15 protein-coding genes are annotated in these 16,801 nt (G+C 70.0%); 4 read left to right on the plus strand and 11 right to left on the minus strand.

Annotated elements, in window-relative coordinates:
- Positions 1-34 precede the first annotated feature (34 nt).
- The 9 genes from NWFMUON74_RS22095 to NWFMUON74_RS22135 all read right to left on the minus strand — a co-directional run bounded on the left by NWFMUON74_RS22095 (position 35) and on the right by NWFMUON74_RS22135 (position 10,778).
- On the minus strand, positions 35-1,195 hold the full coding sequence (locus NWFMUON74_RS22095) for an AI-2E family transporter (protein WP_425300454.1): 1,161 nt from the start codon (positions 1,193-1,195) through the stop codon (positions 35-37).
- 146 nt (positions 1,196-1,341) lie between these two features.
- Positions 1,342-2,562: a cytochrome P450 family protein gene (locus tag NWFMUON74_RS22100; RefSeq protein WP_232110508.1), complete on the minus strand. Its 1,221-nt coding sequence runs from the start codon at positions 2,560-2,562 to the stop codon at positions 1,342-1,344.
- Positions 2,559-3,836 (minus strand): cytochrome P450, encoded by a 1,278-nt coding sequence (locus tag NWFMUON74_RS22105; RefSeq protein ID WP_187683739.1) that lies wholly within the window; start codon positions 3,834-3,836, stop codon positions 2,559-2,561. Before NWFMUON74_RS22105 ends, NWFMUON74_RS22100 begins: the two co-directional genes overlap by 4 nt.
- Positions 3,833-4,450 (minus strand): GTP-binding protein, encoded by a 618-nt coding sequence (locus NWFMUON74_RS22110; RefSeq protein ID WP_425300453.1) that lies wholly within the window; start codon positions 4,448-4,450, stop codon positions 3,833-3,835. The genes NWFMUON74_RS22105 and NWFMUON74_RS22110 overlap by 4 nt, the downstream gene beginning before the upstream one ends.
- Positions 4,431-4,799, minus strand: a complete 369-nt coding sequence (locus NWFMUON74_RS22115) for a DUF742 domain-containing protein (RefSeq protein WP_187683741.1) — start codon at positions 4,797-4,799, stop codon at positions 4,431-4,433. Before NWFMUON74_RS22115 ends, NWFMUON74_RS22110 begins: the two co-directional genes overlap by 20 nt.
- Positions 4,796-5,206 (minus strand): roadblock/LC7 domain-containing protein, encoded by a 411-nt coding sequence (locus NWFMUON74_RS22120; RefSeq protein WP_187683742.1) that lies wholly within the window; start codon positions 5,204-5,206, stop codon positions 4,796-4,798. The genes NWFMUON74_RS22115 and NWFMUON74_RS22120 overlap by 4 nt, the downstream gene beginning before the upstream one ends.
- Entirely contained in the window at positions 5,203-6,705 is a 1,503-nt protein-coding gene (locus tag NWFMUON74_RS22125; RefSeq protein ID WP_232110509.1) for a sensor histidine kinase, read from the minus strand. Before NWFMUON74_RS22125 ends, NWFMUON74_RS22120 begins: the two co-directional genes overlap by 4 nt.
- A gap of 509 nt (positions 6,706-7,214) precedes the next feature.
- Positions 7,215-10,379: an acetyl-CoA carboxylase family protein gene (locus tag NWFMUON74_RS22130; protein WP_187683744.1), complete on the minus strand. Its 3,165-nt coding sequence runs from the start codon at positions 10,377-10,379 to the stop codon at positions 7,215-7,217.
- 30 nt (positions 10,380-10,409) lie between these two features.
- Complete coding sequence (locus NWFMUON74_RS22135) at positions 10,410-10,778, minus strand: RsbRD N-terminal domain-containing protein (RefSeq protein ID WP_187683745.1); 369 nt, start codon at positions 10,776-10,778, stop codon at positions 10,410-10,412.
- Between the two features lie 327 nt (positions 10,779-11,105).
- On the opposite strand from NWFMUON74_RS22135, the gene NWFMUON74_RS36770 reads away from it, so the two are divergent.
- Genes NWFMUON74_RS36770 through NWFMUON74_RS22150 form a run of 4 tightly spaced genes read left to right on the plus strand, consistent with a single transcriptional unit; the run spans position 11,106 to position 14,041 of the window.
- Positions 11,106-11,573 (plus strand): RsbRD N-terminal domain-containing protein, encoded by a 468-nt coding sequence (locus NWFMUON74_RS36770; RefSeq protein ID WP_342452769.1) that lies wholly within the window; start codon positions 11,106-11,108, stop codon positions 11,571-11,573.
- On the plus strand, positions 11,570-12,391 hold the full coding sequence (locus NWFMUON74_RS36775) for a PucR family transcriptional regulator (protein WP_342452770.1): 822 nt from the start codon (positions 11,570-11,572) through the stop codon (positions 12,389-12,391). Before NWFMUON74_RS36770 ends, NWFMUON74_RS36775 begins: the two co-directional genes overlap by 4 nt.
- 32 nt (positions 12,392-12,423) lie before the next feature.
- Positions 12,424-12,987 (plus strand): TetR family transcriptional regulator, encoded by a 564-nt coding sequence (locus tag NWFMUON74_RS22145; RefSeq protein ID WP_187683746.1) that lies wholly within the window; start codon positions 12,424-12,426, stop codon positions 12,985-12,987.
- A gap of 13 nt (positions 12,988-13,000) precedes the next feature.
- A complete protein-coding gene (locus NWFMUON74_RS22150) occupies positions 13,001-14,041 on the plus strand; it encodes a hypothetical protein (RefSeq protein ID WP_187683747.1) in 1,041 nt (346 codons plus the stop codon).
- A gap of 32 nt (positions 14,042-14,073) precedes the next feature.
- Here NWFMUON74_RS22150 and NWFMUON74_RS22155 read toward each other — a convergent pair whose 3' ends face one another.
- The gene (locus NWFMUON74_RS22155) at positions 14,074-14,766 is read right to left on the minus strand and encodes a GOLPH3/VPS74 family protein (protein ID WP_187683748.1); all 693 of its coding nucleotides are present in this window, start codon (positions 14,764-14,766) and stop codon (positions 14,074-14,076) included.
- 297 nt (positions 14,767-15,063) lie between these two features.
- Positions 15,064-16,542 carry an FGGY-family carbohydrate kinase gene (locus NWFMUON74_RS22160; RefSeq protein ID WP_187683749.1) on the minus strand — a complete coding sequence of 493 codons (1,479 nt, stop codon included), beginning with the start codon at positions 16,540-16,542 and terminating at the stop codon, positions 15,064-15,066.
- Positions 16,543-16,801: the final 259 nt, after the last annotated feature.

Below are 16,801 nucleotides of genomic sequence, written 5' to 3' on the forward strand. Positions count from 1 at the left end.
GCTGTACCTGTTCATTTTTCGATGACGGATACGTTCAATCCGAGCTCGCCACGACCTTGTCGGGTTCCTCCCCCGGAGGCGGCGCGGTGACCAGATCGATCTGCTCGCCGATATAGCGGACCACCACGGCCACCACGGCGGCCACCGGCACCGCGAGGAACGCGCCGACGATCCCGAAGATCGAGCCACCGGCGGTGACGGCGAGCAGCACGATCACGGCGTGCAACTTCATGCTGCGGCTCTGCAGCACCGGCTGCAGCACATTGCCCTCGATCTGCTGCACCGCGATGATGATGCCGAGCACGATCAGCGCCGTGGTGAAGCCGTTGGCCACCAACGCGACCAGCACCGCCAGCGCCCCGGCGACGAACGCGCCGACCATCGGCACGAACCCACCGATGAAGGTGATCACCGCCAGCACCATCGCCAGCGGCACGTGCAGGATCACCAGACCGGCCCCGATGAAGACCGCATCGATCAGGCTCACCAGCGCCTGGGTCCGGATGAACCCGCCCAGCGTGACCCAGACCCGGTTCAGCACCTCTTCGAAATGACGACCGCCCCGGCTACCCAGCAGCGCGTGCAGCCACGGCAGGAACCGCGGCCCGTCCTTGATGAAGAAGAACGTCAGGATCAGCACCAGGAACAGCGTGACCACGGTCGAGGTGGCCGTGCTCACCCCGCTGAAGACGCCCGACGCGATCCGCTCGGAGCTGGACTGCAGCCGGTTCACGATCGCGTCCACCGCCGAATCCAGCTGCTCCTGCCGGATGTTCAGCGGCGGCCCCTGCAGCCAGTCCTGCACCTGGTGGATACCGGCGCTGGACCGATCGGCCAGCTCCGGCGCCTGGTCCACGACCGACGGCACGATCAGCGCGATGATGCCGGCGAACAGCGCGAGAAAGCCGAGCACCACGGTCGCGGCCGCCGCGGCCGGCGGGAAGCGGTGGCGGGTGAGCCAGCGGGTCGGCGGCCACAGCACGGTCGCGACGACCAGCGCCAGCAGCACCGGCAACACCACCACCCACAGCTTGGCGACGAGGTAGGCCAGCACCCAGGCACCCGCCGCGACCGCGACGATGCACACCGACCACTTCGCCAGCCAGAGCAGCCCGGTGCCGATCACCATCCCGCGGTCCGGTAGCGGCCTGCTCGAATCATTCTGTGCCGCAGGCGGATTCGTCGACTCACTCACCACGCCGCCTCCCCCGCACCGCACGCCGCGCCCACGACCGCGATCGCGCCGCACTCGGTTCCTCGTGTCGACAATTCGTTCACCAGCTCGCTCACGGGCACCAGTCTGTCACGGCAACCGGCCCGCATCACGGCACGAATCCCGGGTCAGCCCAACCGCACGGGAAATTCCGCGAGATCGTTCTGGGTCAGCACCGGCAGATTGCGGATCTCCTCGACCGGCCCGGCGAGCCGCAACGCGGGGAAACGGTCGAACAGGGCCGGGAGCGCGATGGCGGCCTCCAGCCGGGCGAGCGCGGCGCCGGGGCACACGTGCGGCCCGTAGCCGAAGGAGATATTGCGTCCGGAGGTGGGGCGGGTCAGGTCGAATTCGTCGGCGTCGGCGCCGTGCACGGCGGTGTCGCGGCCGATCGCGCGATACGACATCACCACCCCCTCGCCCTTTTCGACGACCGTGTCGCCGACGGTGATGTCCTCGGTGGCGAATCGCATCAGCAGATGGATCACCGGGCCGTCCCAGCGCAGCGTCTCCTCGATCGCCTGCTTCCACTCGATGTCGCCGCTACGGACCCGCTCGAACTGGTCCGGGTGGGTCAGCAGGGCCCGCACCGTGGCGAGGATGAGGCTGACGGTCGTCTCGTGCCCTGCGGCGACCAGGGCCTTCAGATTGCCGACCACCTCTTCCTCGGTCAGCGGCTCCCCGCCCTCGTCGGCCTGGATGAGCGCGGTCGTCAGATCGTCGGTGGGGTCGGCGGTCTTCTCGCGGACCATGTCGTAGTAGTAGACGTCCAGGTCCTCGATCACCCGCAGCCGCTCGTCCTGCGGGGTCAGCAGGGAGAAGAATTTCTTGTAGGCGTCCAGCAGCATCGGATGGTCCGAGCGCGGCACCCCCATCAGTTCGCTGATCACCCGCATCGGCAGCGGGTAGGCGAACACGGCCTTCAGATCCACGGGGTCGTCACCGGTGGCGGCGGCCGCCAGGTCGTCGAGCAGTTCGGTGGTGAACCGTTCGATCATGGGCCGCAACGCGTGTAGTCGCCGCGGCGTCAGGGCCTGCGTGGTCTTGATGCGTAATCGGCGATGCTCGGCGCCGTCGACGGTGAACATGGACCGCCCGGCGTCGATCATGCCGATCAGCGGCCACTGCCGGGTCACCGCCCCCGACGTCCACAGCGACCATGCGCCGATGTCCTTGACCAGCCGCGGATCGACCAGCAGCTGCCGGGCGAGGGCGTGCTCGGTGACGGTCCACGCGGGCACGCCGAGCAATTCGAGCCGGGTGAGGGGACCGGCCGCCCGCAGCCGGGCGGTCTCCCCGGCCAGATCGCCGATCATCGGGTCGACAACCAAGGGACATTGTGCGCTCACGGCAAACCTCCGACCGCGCGAACGGGAGTGAAACGGACTGGGAGCGAAGTCATTCCGCGCAGGAACGGCGACGGGCGGCGCACCAGGCTGCCCGCCGGCACCGCCAGCTCGATATCGGGCAGCCGGTCCAGCAGCACCTCGATACCGGTTCGGGCGATGATCTCGGCGATCTGCTGCGCCGGGAACGGGCAGCGGTATTCGCCGTGGCTGAACGCGAAGTGCGCGCTGTTGCCGGAATGCGCGGGCTCGGTGTCGGCGATGTGCTGGCGCACGTGCGGGTCGGCGTTCGCGGCGGCCAGTCCCAGCAGCAGCATGTCACCGCGGTGGATCACCTTGTCGGCCAGCCGGGTATCGCGCGCGGCCCAGCGACCGGCGAGGATCTGGGTGGGCGTGTCCTCCCACAGCGCCTCGTTCATCGCCTGCCCGACGCTGCGCCGCCCGCCACCGAAGGCCGCCGCGAAGCGCTCGTCGGTGAGCATCAGCCGCAGCGAGTTCACCAGCCAGTCCGCACTGGGGAGATGCCCGGCGGCGATGATGGCCTGCAGGTCGAGCGCGTACTCCTCGTCGGTGAACGGCTCGGGCGAGCGCAGCATCACCGACACCAGGTCGGGCCCGGGGCGCTCGTGCTTGATCGCCACCAGCTGCCGCATCAGCTCGTGGAAACGCTGGTACGCCGCCTGCGCCTCGGCGCCGCCGTCGGCCAGCGTCTTCATCGTCCACGCCAGCTCGGGCGCCTCCGCGTCCGGGATGCCCAGCACCCGCGCGAGCGCGAGCACCGGCAGCAGTTCGGCGAACTCGGCCATCAGGTCGGCCTCACCGCGCCCGCAGAAGGCGTCGATCAGGCGATCCGCCAGATCCTCACAGGTGCGGCGCAATTCGAACGGGTCCACCGTCTCCAGCGCCGGTTCCACCATCTCGACGTGGCGGCGATGCTCGGCCCCCGCGGTGAAGTAGATCGACGGCATGGGCTGCCCGACCATGGGCAGCAGCGGCCAGTCCGCCGGGATGTGCGGCCACTGATTCCACAGCCCGACGTCGCGCGGGAACAGCTCCGGATCACTGGTGACCTGGTGCAGTTCGCGGTAGCCGATCACCAGCCAGGCCGGGATGCCGCCGGTCAGTTCGACCGCGACCACCGGCCCGTGGTCGCCGCGCATCTCGGTGTAGAGCCGGTGCGGGTCGGTGTGGAAACGCGGTCCGCTGAGCGGGACCAGCGCGGCTTCGGTGCGGATCGGGCAGCCGGTGGCGCCCGCCTCCAGTTCGGGCACGGTCATGACGCGGTCTCCGGGGTGCGGGCGGCGGCGTGCAGATGTTCGACCAGGGTGATCAGCACGCGCTTGGACGATTCGCGGGAGCGCGCGTCGCAGCCCAGCAGCGGCACGTGCGGGTCCAGGTCCAGCGCATCGCGGACCTCGTCGAGCCGGAACGATTCGATGCCGAAGTCGTTGCAGGCCACCACGAATCGCGTGCCCTGATGCTCCAGCCGGTCGACGGCGTACCAGCAGTCGGCAATGCGGCGGGGATCCACCAGCACCACCGCGCCCAGCGATCCGGCGAACAGGCGGTCCCACAGGAACCAGAACCGCTCCTGGCCCGGCGCGCCGAACAGATACAGCACATGCTCGTCGTCGAGGGTGATGCGGCCGAAGTCGAAGGCGACCGTGGTGGTGGTCTTGCCCGGCACGCCGAGCGCGACGTCCACGCCCACACCGGCATCCGTCATCGCCGCCTCGGTGTGCAGCGGGCGGATCTCGCTGACCGAGCGCACCAGCGTCGTCTTCCCGACGCCGAACCCGCCGACCACGACGATCTTGAGACCGTGCCGCGCGGTGCCGCTGAGCGGTGCGTCGGCCCGAGCCGGTGCGGGATCACAGCTTACGAAGTCCAACGAGTACCTTCTCCAGGGTGGCGGCATCGGTAACCGAGGCCCAGGTGCCGGGCAGCTCGGCGGCGGGCCGGGGGTGGCGCACGGTGATCTTCCCCGCGGCCAGCAGGTCCGCGAGCAGAATGGTGGCGATGCCGACCGGCAGGCGCAGCTCCGCGGCGATCTCGACCACGGCGGTCGGGGCCCGGCACAGGTCCAGGATCGCGGCCAGCTCCGATTGCATACCGGGCGCCGGATCGCATTCGCTCACAACGAGAGTCACCAGATCGAACGCCTCGATGTCGGGCTTGCTGCGCCCTCCGGTCAACGTGTACAGGCGGTCCGGGTTCTCGTCTCGGATCGAGCCGGTCACGGCACACCCCGGTCGCGCGGGGCGGCCGCCAGGTACTCCCCGACCTGTTCCACCAGCTCGCGCATGTTGTGCCCGACCAGGCCGGCGTCGGCGTCCTCGGCCGCGACGACCGCGACGTGCGCGCCCATACCGGCCTCGACGATGAACAGGATGCCGCCGTAGAACTCGGTCATCGACTGCCGCACACCGGCCCGGCCGGAACCGAATTCGGCGGACGCGCCGTGCGAGAGGCTCTGGATTCCGGCGGCGATGGCGGCGAGTTGGTCGGCCTTGTCGGCCGACAGCTCCGGGGTATGGCAGATCTTGAGCCCGTCGCTGGACAGCAGCAGGGCGTGGCGGGTCTGCGGGGTGCGGGCGAGCAGCTGTTCGAGCAGCCAGCCCAGCTGCGCGGGGGCGGACGTTGTCATAGATCGTTCTCCACTGCAACAGAAGGGGTCTCGGTCACGGAGTCGCGGCCGGACAGGGCGCGTTGAAAGGCGCCCAGTGCGGACGGTTTCGCTGGCGGCGACGCTGCCTCCCGGCTCGGCCCGGCCGGATTCGCCGGAATATTCGGATTCGGCAGGCCCTCCGGATGGGCCGTCGCCAACGTGTCGCCCCGGCGGCGCCTGGGCAGCCGGTTGCCCGGCAGCGCGCTGTCGCGGGTCGACTCGTCGCTCGAGCCTCCGCGAGGCGATTCGCTGCCGGACAATGCTCTGCCGGAGGATGTTTCGTCGGTCGGCGCACGACCCGAGGAAGCACCGCCGACCGTCGTGTCGGCGGACCGAGCATGCCCCGCATGCGCCGACGCGGTGCGGGCGTCGCGGCGGCTCGGCAGGCGGCGGGTCTCGTCGCCCAGCGCCACCACGGCGTGGGTGCCGGTCACGGTGGTGCGGTCGACCAGGGTGATGAGATCTCGGGGGACGATCACGACCACCGCCGTGCCCCCGATGGCCGACGGCCGGTACGACACCGTGAGACCGTGCTTGCGCGCCAGGTGGCCGACCACCGCGAGGCCCAGCCGCGTCCCGTTCAGCGACGAAAGGTCCACTCCGCCACGGCCTTCGGCGTCCGTGCCGGAGACCGCCCGCTCGGCGCGGCGCAGCGCGGACTCGCTCATGACCAGGCCGCTGTCCTCGATGGTGACCACCACTCCGGCGGGCACCTCGGCGGCGTACACGTGCACCTCGGTGGTGGGCGGGGAGAAGTTGCACGCGTTGTCGAGCAGTTCGGCCAGGGCGTGCATGACACCCTCGGCGGCGTGCCCGGCGATCCCGGCGCCGGCGACGGCGCGCAGCCGGACCCGCTGATATCCGGCGATCCGGCCCATGGCGCCGCGCAGAATCGATTCCATCGCAATGGGTTTGGCCCAGCGCCGACCGGTCCGCGCGCCGCTGAGCACGGCGACGCTGTCGGCCAGCCGGCCCGCCTGGGCGGTGCGGTGATCCAGGTGCAGCAGGTCGGCCAGCACCCGCGGGTCGCCGTGGCGGTGCTCCATCTCGCGCAGTTCCGCCAGCATGCTGGTGCTGATGGCCTGCATGCGGCCCGCGGCACCGGCGAAGGCCGCCAGCGCCGCGGCCCGGCGCGCCTCGCTGCGCTGCGCCTCGCGCGCATGCGTTTCGGCCGTTCCCTCGGCGGCCGCGACACGGGCCGCGGCCTCGGCGGTGGCGGCCGCGATGGCCTCCTGCGCCCGCTCGGCCGCGGCACGGTACGCGGCGGCGCGCTCGCGATAGTACGCGGCCGTGGCGACAGCGGCACAGAGCACGACCGCGGCGACAGCGGCGCCGACAGCCGCGGGGACGCGGACGTCGGCGGGTGCGGCGAGGACGGTCGCGACCGCGAGGCCGCCCGCCACCACCGCGCTCACCGCCGGCGCCACATAGGCGGAACGACCGGTACGTATACCGGCATCGACGCTCGGCGAAGCCACTGCCAACTCCCGCACTCCAGCCCCCGACCACAAGGAGAGATCCACCAGCGCGCTCTGACCCCGGACATGGTCAAACATCCAGGTAGACAGGCGGATTCGAAAAACTGGGCACGAGCTTAACCGCACCGGCGCGACGCCGCCACCCGAAGCGACATTCCTTGCGAATCCCGCAGCGGGACGCGAAAGCCTAACAAGCGCTTGGTATTTCCGTCCGGGATCTCTCCCCGGCGCCGACGCCGCCGACCGGATGACGAGGCACCCGAACCGGCGGCGCCGGCTATCCGAGATCGTCCGTCCGCGCCCGGACGGACGAGTACGAGCCGAAGGGAACCGGCTCGCGCTCAGCAAACATACCGCGAAGCACCCGAAAGAACATGCGGATCGGGCAGGTTAGGGGGTGATATATGTAACCTGAGGTAACACAGCTGTTCAGGGCATATGTGGACGTTGCTCAGGGCCCCGGGGCGTTGGGGGATTGACAGACTGGACGTACGCTCGAGTCCCCCGGCTCAGCGCAACGTCCGGATCCAGCGCCGGGTGTCGGCGGGATCGATCACGTCGTCGAGTTCGCCGACGGTCGCCGCGGTGAGTGCCTTGCCGCTGTCGTAGGCCAGCCGGACCAGATTCTCGAACGCCGCGCGCCGCTCGTCCGGGTCCGCGATGGCGTCGAGTTCCTTGGCGAATCCCAGGCGCACCGCGCCTTCCAGGCCCATGCCGCCGATCTCACCCGTGGGCCAGGCGACGACGAATCGCGGTGCGCGAAACGATCCGGCCGCCATGGCCTGGGCGCCGAGACCGTAGCCCTTGCGCACGATGATCGTCCCGAACGGCACCCGCAGCGCGGCCGAGTCGATGAACAATCGACTGAACCGGGTCACGGTGGCGTCCTTCTCCGCCTCCGGCCCCACCATGAAACCCGGTGTGTCACAGAGGGAAACGATGGGCAAACCGTGGGCGTCGCACAGTCGCAGGAAGGCGCCGAGTTTGTCGGCGGCGGGCGCGTCGATGGCGCCGCCGAGGTGGCGGCAGTCGTTGGCGATCACGCCGAACGGGCGGCCCTCCACCCGCATCAGCGCGGTGACGACGCCGACACCCCAGTCCCGGCGCAGCTCGAGTACCGATCCGAGATCGGCCACGGCGGCGACCGCAGCGCGAATGTCGAAGGCGCGCAGCCGATTCTCGGGAACCACGTGCCGCGCCGACCGCGGATCGGGCGCCTCCCATGCGTCTACCGGCCCTTGGAAGTACGACAGGTACCGGCGGGCGATGGCGACGGCCTCGGCCTCGTCGGCGGCGACCACATGGACGACGCCGTTGCGGCGCTGCACCTCGACGGGCCCGATGTCCTCCGGGGCGTACAGCCCGAGCCCGCCGCCCTCGATCATGGCGGGCCCGCCCATCCCGATATTGGCCTCGGGCGTGGCGATCACGACGTCGCACATGCCCAGCAGGGCCGCGTTGCCCGCGAAGCAGCGGCCGGAGACGATGCCGATGAGCGGCACCCGGCCCGACAGCGCGCCCATCGCGCGGAAGGTAGTGACGTCCAGTCCCGAGATGCCGCCGTGGTCGGTGTCGCCGGGCCGCCCGCCACCGCCCTCGGCGAACAGCACGACCGGCAGGCGCTGTTCGCGGGCGAGTTCGAGCATGCGGTCGGTCTTGGCGTGGTTACGCACGCCCTGGGTGCCCGCGAGCACCGTGTAGTCGTAGGACATCACCACGGCGCGTGCGGTTTCGGGGCCGAAGCGGTCGGCGCCGATGGTCGCGACACCGGCGACGAGACCGTCGGCGGGCGTCCGCTCGATCAGCTCCTCGAGGCTGCGCCGCTGACGTTGCGCCGCCACGGTCAGCGCGCCGTACTCCACGAAACTGTCGGGGTCCACGAGGTCGGCGATGTTCTCGCGGGCGGTGCGGCGCCCGATCCGGTGCCGTTTGGCGACCGCCTCCGGTCGCGCCGCGTCCCGGCCGATCTCGTGCCGTCGCAGCGCCTCCGCCAGGTCGGCACGCACGAAATCCGGGTCCACCGCGCCGATTTCACTCACCTCACCGTCGTGTTCGGCCGCGGACCAGGTCAGCAGCACGGCGTGCGCGTCGACCACCGCGCCCGGCGCGACCGCGCGGCGCAGCACCCGCAACGGGCGTTCGGCGCGCACCACGTGCTGCATCTTCATCGCCTCCAGCACAGCCACTTCCGCGCCGGCGGCATGGACGGTGCCGGGCTCCGCCAGCGCGATCACCGTGCCGCCCATCGGCGCACGCACGGCTTCCTCGTCGGCGAGCAGCACGGTCGAATCGTCGGGGGCAACGGTGCCGGGCTCCACACCGGGGCCGTATTCCGCTGCGCGTGCGCGTATTTCGTCGAGGTGGTCCTCGAACCACGTGGTCGTGACCGGTGCTGCGAGACGGTCGAGCACGGCCCGCAACACACCGATATTGGTGCCGACTCCGGAGATCACGGTCTCCGCCAACGCATCCGAACACCGCCGCACGGCCGCGGGAAACGATGAGCCGCGGGCGATCACCTTCACCAGTAGTGAATCGAATCGCGCGCTCTGCCGCAGGCCGGACAAGCACGCGGTATCGGCTCGCACACCGGGGCCCGACGGCGGCGCGAACTGCGCGACGACACCCGTGCTGGGCAGCGGATCGCCCTGTGCGGTCATGCTTTCCGCGTTCACCCGCGCCTGCACCGCCCAGCCGCGCGGACGATCCGGCAGCGCCAGCTCGGCGAGTGTGCGGCCACGCGCCAGGTCGAGCTGGACCGCCACCAGGTCGACGCCGAACACCTCCTCGGTCACGGTGTGTTCGACCTGCAACCGGGGGTTGACCTCGAGGAACCAGGCGTCCGCGCCGTCGACCAGGAATTCGACGGTGATCACGCCGCGGCAGCCCACCGTCTCGGCGATCCGGACCGCGGCATCGTGCAGCCGAAACCGCAGCGCCGCATCGAGATTCGGCGCGGGCGCCACCTCGATCAGCTTCTGGTGGCGGCGCTGCACGCTGCAGTCGCGGTCACCCAGCGCGGCGGCCTCGGCACCGTCCGCGACCACCTGCACCTCGATATGGCGGGCCCGGGGCGCCAGCGCCTCGGCGTAGAGGGTTCCGTCGCCGAAGCCCGTCTGCGCCTCGGCCCGGCACCGGCGGTACGCGTCCTCGACGTCGACGGCCGCGCGCACCACCCGCATGCCGCGGCCGCCGCCACCGGCGGCGGCCTTGATCACGATGCCGCGCGGGTGCTCGGCCAGCAGAGCCGCGATCTCGGCCGGACCGGCGCCCGCGGCGGTCGCGGCGAGCACCGGCACCCCGGCGCGCTCGGCGGCCGCGCGGGCGGCCACCTTGTCGCCGAAGACACGCAGCACCTCCGGCGCCGGGCCCACGAAGACCAGACCCGCCGCGGCACAGGCCGCCGCGAGATCGGCGCTCTCACTGAGGAATCCGTAACCCGGGTGCACCAGCGCACCCGGTCCGGCCTTGCGGGCGGCCGCCACCACCGCCACGCTGTCGAGGTAGGCCGCGGCACCCTCGCCGGGCAGCTGCACGGCATCGTCGGCCAGCCGCACCGGCAGCGCGGTGGCCTCCTCGCCGGTGTGCAGGACCAGCGTCGTGAATCCCTGATCCCGCGCGGTTCGCAACAGCCGGACCGCTATCTCGCCCCGATTCGCCACCACCAGATGCATATCGTCACGATCGCACACCGCCGCGGCGTCCTACTCCCCCTGCAGCTCGCCGCGATATCCCCGGGCCACCGCGGAGGTCAGCACGTCGAGCACCCGCACCACCGCGGACGGATCGATAGCACCGCCCGCCCAGTGCGGATCCGCCCGGAACTGTTCGATCATGACGGCGATGCTCTCGTGGATCGCGTGCTGGACCGTATCGATCGGCACCGCGCTGCGGGCGCACTCGGCGGCCGCCTGCTCGAGCTTGACCAGCAGATCTGAGGTTGCCGAATCGGAGGCATCGAGCAACACCAACGCCAGTTGCAGCCCGACCTGTATCAACGTTCCAGGATCCTTCCCGGTACGCGGGCGTGACCTCGGGCCGTCCCGCTCGTCGCCGGAACCGTCCGCGTCCATGGTGTTTCCCTCCCGTGGGACGTGCCGACGATGATGTTGTCAGTGCAGTGCCGACGGTAGGTGCGGCACGCGACGCTATCGAATCGCCCAGCAAACTTTGGGTCATAGCGACGCTGGTCACCTGACCGGTTGGGACGGTTCACAGCGGTCCGCGAACCATCCGCTTTGTTATGAATCACCATGCGACGCCATCGGCGTTACTCGATCGAACAGATCCGGGGTCACCACCGGCCACATAGGTTACTGGCGAGTTAAGTTAGTGCCACCAGACGGTGGTCGCCGAAGGGCCGCGCGACGCCGTCACGGGGATGGAAAAGGAGTCTTTCGATGTCTGTAGCCACTCCGGACCGACCGGGCCTCACCGTATCCGGACACCCCATATCCTCACCCCTCAAAGACGTCCGCACCCTCGCCCGACACATGGTCGGCCACTTCGTCGAAAACATCGCCCCCTGCGGCACCCTCCCCGGCGACGCCATCCACGGCGACATCACCACCATCACCCGCACCTGCCTCGAACTCGCCATCAACATCCTCGACGGCCACAACCTCCCCCAGCAAACCGAACGCCTCCACGACGCCGCCGCCACCTGGGCCCGCGAAGGCGTCCCCATCGACACCATCCACCACGCCATCCACGAAGGCTTCAAAATCGGCTTCGACCTCGTCATCAACCACACCACCAACCACACCACCACAACCACCACCGGCACCCCCACACCACCCTCACCCACACCGACTACCACAACCTCATCCACGGCGCCAAACTCATCGTCGACATGCTCGACACCATGACCACCACCGTCTCCACCGCCTACGTCCGCGAACTCAAAACCGTCGTCACCGAACACCACACCGCCGTCCACACCCTCACCTCCGCCCTCCTCGGCGGACACCCCACCACCACCATGGCCCGCGAATGCGGCATCGACATCACCGACACCTACCACACCCTCGCCCTCCACATCCCCCCACACCCCGACGAACACAACCCCCTCCTCGACACCAAAATCGTCGCCCGCCGCAAACTCCGCCGCCTCCAAGCCCAACTCGCCACCACCACCCACACCACACCCCTGCACCTCCTCTCCACCGACGGCGGCACCCTCCTCCTCCCCCACACCACACCCACCGACACCCTCCACCACCTCATCACCACCCTCTCCCAAGCCGCCCGCGTCCCGGTCACCGCGACCGTTGTCACCGCCGCGACCGACGACATTCCGAGCGCCGCCGACCAAGCGCATCAGCTGCTCGACATGGTCACCCGCCTGGATCTCGAGCCGGGCCTCTACCGATTCGACGACTTGGCGCTCGAGTACCAGCTGACTCGGCCGGGTCCGGGGCTGGAGTTCCTGCGTTCGCTGCTCGTCCCGCTCGACGAGCACCCCGAACTGCTCGAAACGCTGCGCACCCACATCGCGCACAACCTCAATCGCCAGAAGACCGCCCGGCTGCTGCACGTCCACACCAACACCGTGGACTACCGACTCAAGCGCATCGCGAGCCTGACCGGTTTCGACCCCACGCACGCCGCGGGCCTGTGGTACTTGCGCTCCGCCCTTGTCGCGCGCAGCTACACCAGGGACCAGGCCGAATCCCGCGCACGTTGATGTCAGTTCCTGTCGACAAATAGGATCGGGGTATGAGTCGATGGGAACCCAACGCCGGCGGCCGCCTGGTCCAGGCGGCACTCGAGCTGTACGCGGAGCGTGGGTTCGACCGGACCACCGTCGCCGAGATCGCCCAGCGCGCCGGGCTGACGGAGCGAACCTTCTTCCGCTACTTCGCCGACAAGCGCGAGGTGCTGTTCTCCGGCCAGGACGCGCTGCGCGATCTCATGGTCGGCAGCCTGGAATCGGCCCCCGCGTCGACGCCGCCGCTCGCCGCGATCGGCACCGCCCTGCGCGCCACCGCCGAATTGTTCCGGCAGAACCCGGATTTCAACCGCCGCCGCCAGGCCGCCATCGCCGCCAACACCGAATTGCAGGAACGCGAGTTGATGAAGCTGGCCACCCTGGCCGCGGCGCTGGCGGCCGCCCTGCGCCGCCGCGGTGTTCCCGATCCGGCGGCGAGCCTCGCCGCCGAGGCGGGCATCGCGGTCTTCAAAATCTCCTACGAGCGGTGGATCGAGGACCCCGACAGCCGGGATCTGGCCGATCTCATGCAGGAGTCACTGGACGCGCTCGCAAGGGTGACATCCGCCTGAGCGACGAAACCCCTTGCCGCAGAATCGATCGCCAGCTACCCAGTTGCCAGGTGTCGGCAAGAGCCACGACGCTCCGATTGCGCCGGTAATCGTCCAGTCGCAAATGCGTGATCGCCACACGTCCGGCATCCTCCCGCCCACCCGGCGCGAGCCGCGAGTCGAACCAACCGCCGACAACACCTTGGGCGGTGTGCTCGGCATGGGGGTGGGTCACCACATACATGTCCTGCATGCTTCTTCCCCTCGCGTGAATCGAAGCGGTCCGGCCTGGGCGGTCAGGGACCTCCGCCAGACGACCGTATTCGCCGCTTCGTGGCCGATCGCGGTCGTGGGCTTGCGGTGCCGCGACAGGCCGGGAGCTCGTCCGAGCTCGAAGATGTCGAACGGGTTCGGAGCCAGCCGCATGGGTGGTCGGCTGGATAGGCTGGCGAGCGTGATGAGGGTTCGGCTGCTGGTTTTGGCGGGCATCGTGGCGACGAGTGTGGCCGGATGCGGTGGGGCGGGGTCGGATTCGGCGGGGACGACGGCGACGGCTCCGCCGATTCGTACTGCCTGCGATGCCAGTGCGGCGAACGGGTCCGTCTTTACGGCCGAGGTGCGGCCGGATGTGCCCTTCGCGCTTCAGGTTCCGCAGCTGAGGGATTGGCAGGTGGTGCCGGTGGAGGGGGAGGATTTGGTGTTGCGGCGGGCCGATCGGCGGGTGGGACGGATGGGTAGCGCGAGCGTCACCCTGGGCGTGTCCACTCCGCGCAGAGCTACCGACAACGTGACCGTGCTCAGTTCGATCGCGGGCGATTGGCGGCAGTGGCGGTCCGAGGCCGTTCAGGTGTGTGGTGGGGGTGGTACTCGGTCCACCGGAATTCTGCCCGCATCCGGTGCCGAGGGAGTCGACCACTACCACGAGTTCCTCAGGTTCGATTATCTCGCAGGCGAATTCCTGTACCCGGTCCGAATGTCGGTCGAGGCTACGGCCGCCGACCGGGACTTGTACCAACCGGATATCGACAGCTTCGTCGGCGGTCTGCAAATTGTGCCGATATCTCCGGCCGGCTGAGCAACGCCGTTTCAGCGGTAGTGAGCACCGCGTCAACTTCCCGAGGTGGTGACCGAGGTGGTGGCGACTATGACGGCGACCGTGACGGCTTGGACTTCCTGGACGGCCTTACGGACGGCGGGGCCGCCCCATTCGCTGTCGCTGATTTCCTTGCCGCGGCGTTTGAGCGCGCGTTTGCCGGCGTCGGGGAAGAGTTTGGGGAGCAGGTCCACGGCGTGCAGGATCGAGATGAGGGCGGCGGTGCGGTCGTCGGGGGTGGCGCCGTCGACGACGGCGGCGCGAACACGGCGCTCGATGGCGGGTTTGTCGCCGGTGGCGTTCGGTGTCCACGTGGTGGTGGCGAACAGGCCGAGGGTTTTGGTGGTGGCGGCGGTGAGGTGGCCCGCGTCGGCGAGGTCGTGGAGCAGGGCCTCGCGCAGGTTCTGGGAGGGGTTGCGCCAGCCGCCGAAGCCGGCGACCTTGCCGACGGCGACCTTGGGTGTGCGGCCGTCGGCGACGGCGACGAGTTCGGCCAGGCGCGGATCGTCCGGCTGTGTGCCGGTGGCGATCAGGCGGCCCTTCTTGTGACCGGGTTCGTCGGCCTCGGTCAGGCGCAGGGCACCGGCGAGCGTGAGTTCCACGATCGCGGCGCCCGCCAGCGCGGCGTTCAGCTGGGTGCCGCCGATGCGCGGCTTGCCGGTGTCGTCGCGATAGGCGAGCAACAGGAATTCCTCTGCGACCGTCACCCTGCCGACCTTACGCGTCAAGCACTCTCGTATCGCCCGATCGCCGCCACCTTCGCCGCCGACGCCGATTCGGGAGGCCAGATCTGGTTTGTCGCGGTGAGTGCCTTCTATTGACGCACGATGCGCCGTATTCACCGCTGACGGTTCGGCACGCGCAGACGATCATGCAGCAGCATCGGGCCTGCTCGGTGGCGGACGCCCGCGCAAGCAGGCCGCGTGGCGGACGCTGATCGCTGCCGGGAAGATCGAGCCGGACAGCAGCCGGCACTACGGGGAGACTCTGGGAAAGCTTGTGGTTCAGCCGAATTCGGCCAGGCGGTGGACGTGGTCCCGGGTGGCGGGGTAGAGCTGGAGCCAGGTTTTGTAGAGGTCGTTGTAGAGGTCGCGGTTCGTGGGGTCGGGCGGGACCTCGCGGGCTATGCGGGCCCAATCGGTTTCGGGGGCAACGAGTCCGACGCCGATCGCGGCCAGCAGGGCGTCGCCGTAGCTGGCGCCGATGGCCTGTTCGGGGAGCAGCTGGGTGAGGCCGGTGATGTCGCTGAGGGCCTGCGTCCAGACCGGGCTGCGCAGGCCGCCGCCGACCCCGACCGCGCGGGTGACCGGCGAATCGGCGTCGTCGAACATCTCCAGGATCTGCCGGATGCCGAAGGAAATTCCCTCGTAGGACGCCCGGAACAGATGTCCGCGACCGTGCCGCAGCGTCAGCCCCGCGACCACGCCGCGCGCGTCCGGGTCGAAGACGGGCGTGCGCTCGCCGGCCAGGTACGGCAGCACCACGAGTCCCTCGGAGCCCGGCGGCACCGCCGCGGCCTCGGCCATCAGCTGATCGAAGGGCGCGCCGCCGGTGACCTTCTGCAACCACTGGGTGAGACTGCCCGCCGTCGAGGTGCCCGCGGCGAGCGCGAAGGTGCCCTGTTCGACGCCGGTCGTGGTCCACAGCGCCGGGTTGGTGTGGAAGTTCTCCAGCACCTGCACCAGGAACATGGTCGACCCGTACATCAGCATGAGATCCCCAGGATTGCGCACACCGACGCTGAACGCCTCGGCGTAGGCGTCGACCGTCCCCGCCGCCACCGGGGTTCCCGCCGGGATCCCGGTTTGCTCGGCGGCCGCCGCGGTGACCGTGCCGACCACCTCGGCGGGCCACACCAGGCGCGGCAGCGGCAGGTCGCCGAGGATGCGCCCGGCCCAGTCCGCGTTCCAGTCGAAGTCGCGGATCGCGTACAGCGGATCGCATTGGCTGGCCGTGTGGTGGTCCTGGACGTATTCGCCGGTCAGCTTCGCCACGACGAACGAGTTGGCGCCGTACCAGCGCCGGGCCCGCGCGAACGCCTCCGGCTCGGCGTTGCGCACCCACTCGATCTTCGGGCCGACCGCCTGGCTCGACAACGACTTGCCCGCGCGCCGCAGGATCTCCTCGGCGCCGAACAGATCCGTGAGCGCCGCGATCTCCGCCGAGGCCCGCGTGTCGATGCCGTAGAGGATGGCCGGGCGCACCGGTTCCAGCTCGCCGTCGCACAGCACCAGGCACGGCCCTACGCCGCTGACGCACATCCCGGCGATCCGCGACCCGGGCGGCGCCGCCGCCATCAGCGCCCGGCTGATGGCACACACCTCGGCCCACCACATGCCGACCGGATCGACCTCCGCCCACCCCGGCCGCGGCAGCGATATCTCGTGCGCGACCTGATGCTCGGCGAGCACCACCCCGTCCGGCAGGACCAGAACCCCCTTGCTACTCCCCGTCCCGAGATCAATTCCTACCAGCAACTCCACGAAGCTCAGCGTATGCGCTCGCCCGCCTCCGCAGGCGGCTCCCGCGTAATCGCGCCGTCCGTGCCCGGCACACCGACAGCCGGCAGCGCACCACCCGAGGCGGATTCGGCAGCAAACCGGGGAAGCACCGGACCGAGGGCGCCGGCCCCGACCTTGCGCGGCCGAGCGGTCGGGGGCAACGACCGCCCCGGCGGGCGGACAGAGTGCCGCGAGGGTCGCCCGTGCTCGCGCTACGTCGGGATAGCCGTGCCGCAACGGT

It is taken from the genome of Nocardia wallacei (assembly GCF_014466955.1).
GTDB classification, from domain to species: domain Bacteria; phylum Actinomycetota; class Actinomycetes; order Mycobacteriales; family Mycobacteriaceae; genus Nocardia; species Nocardia wallacei.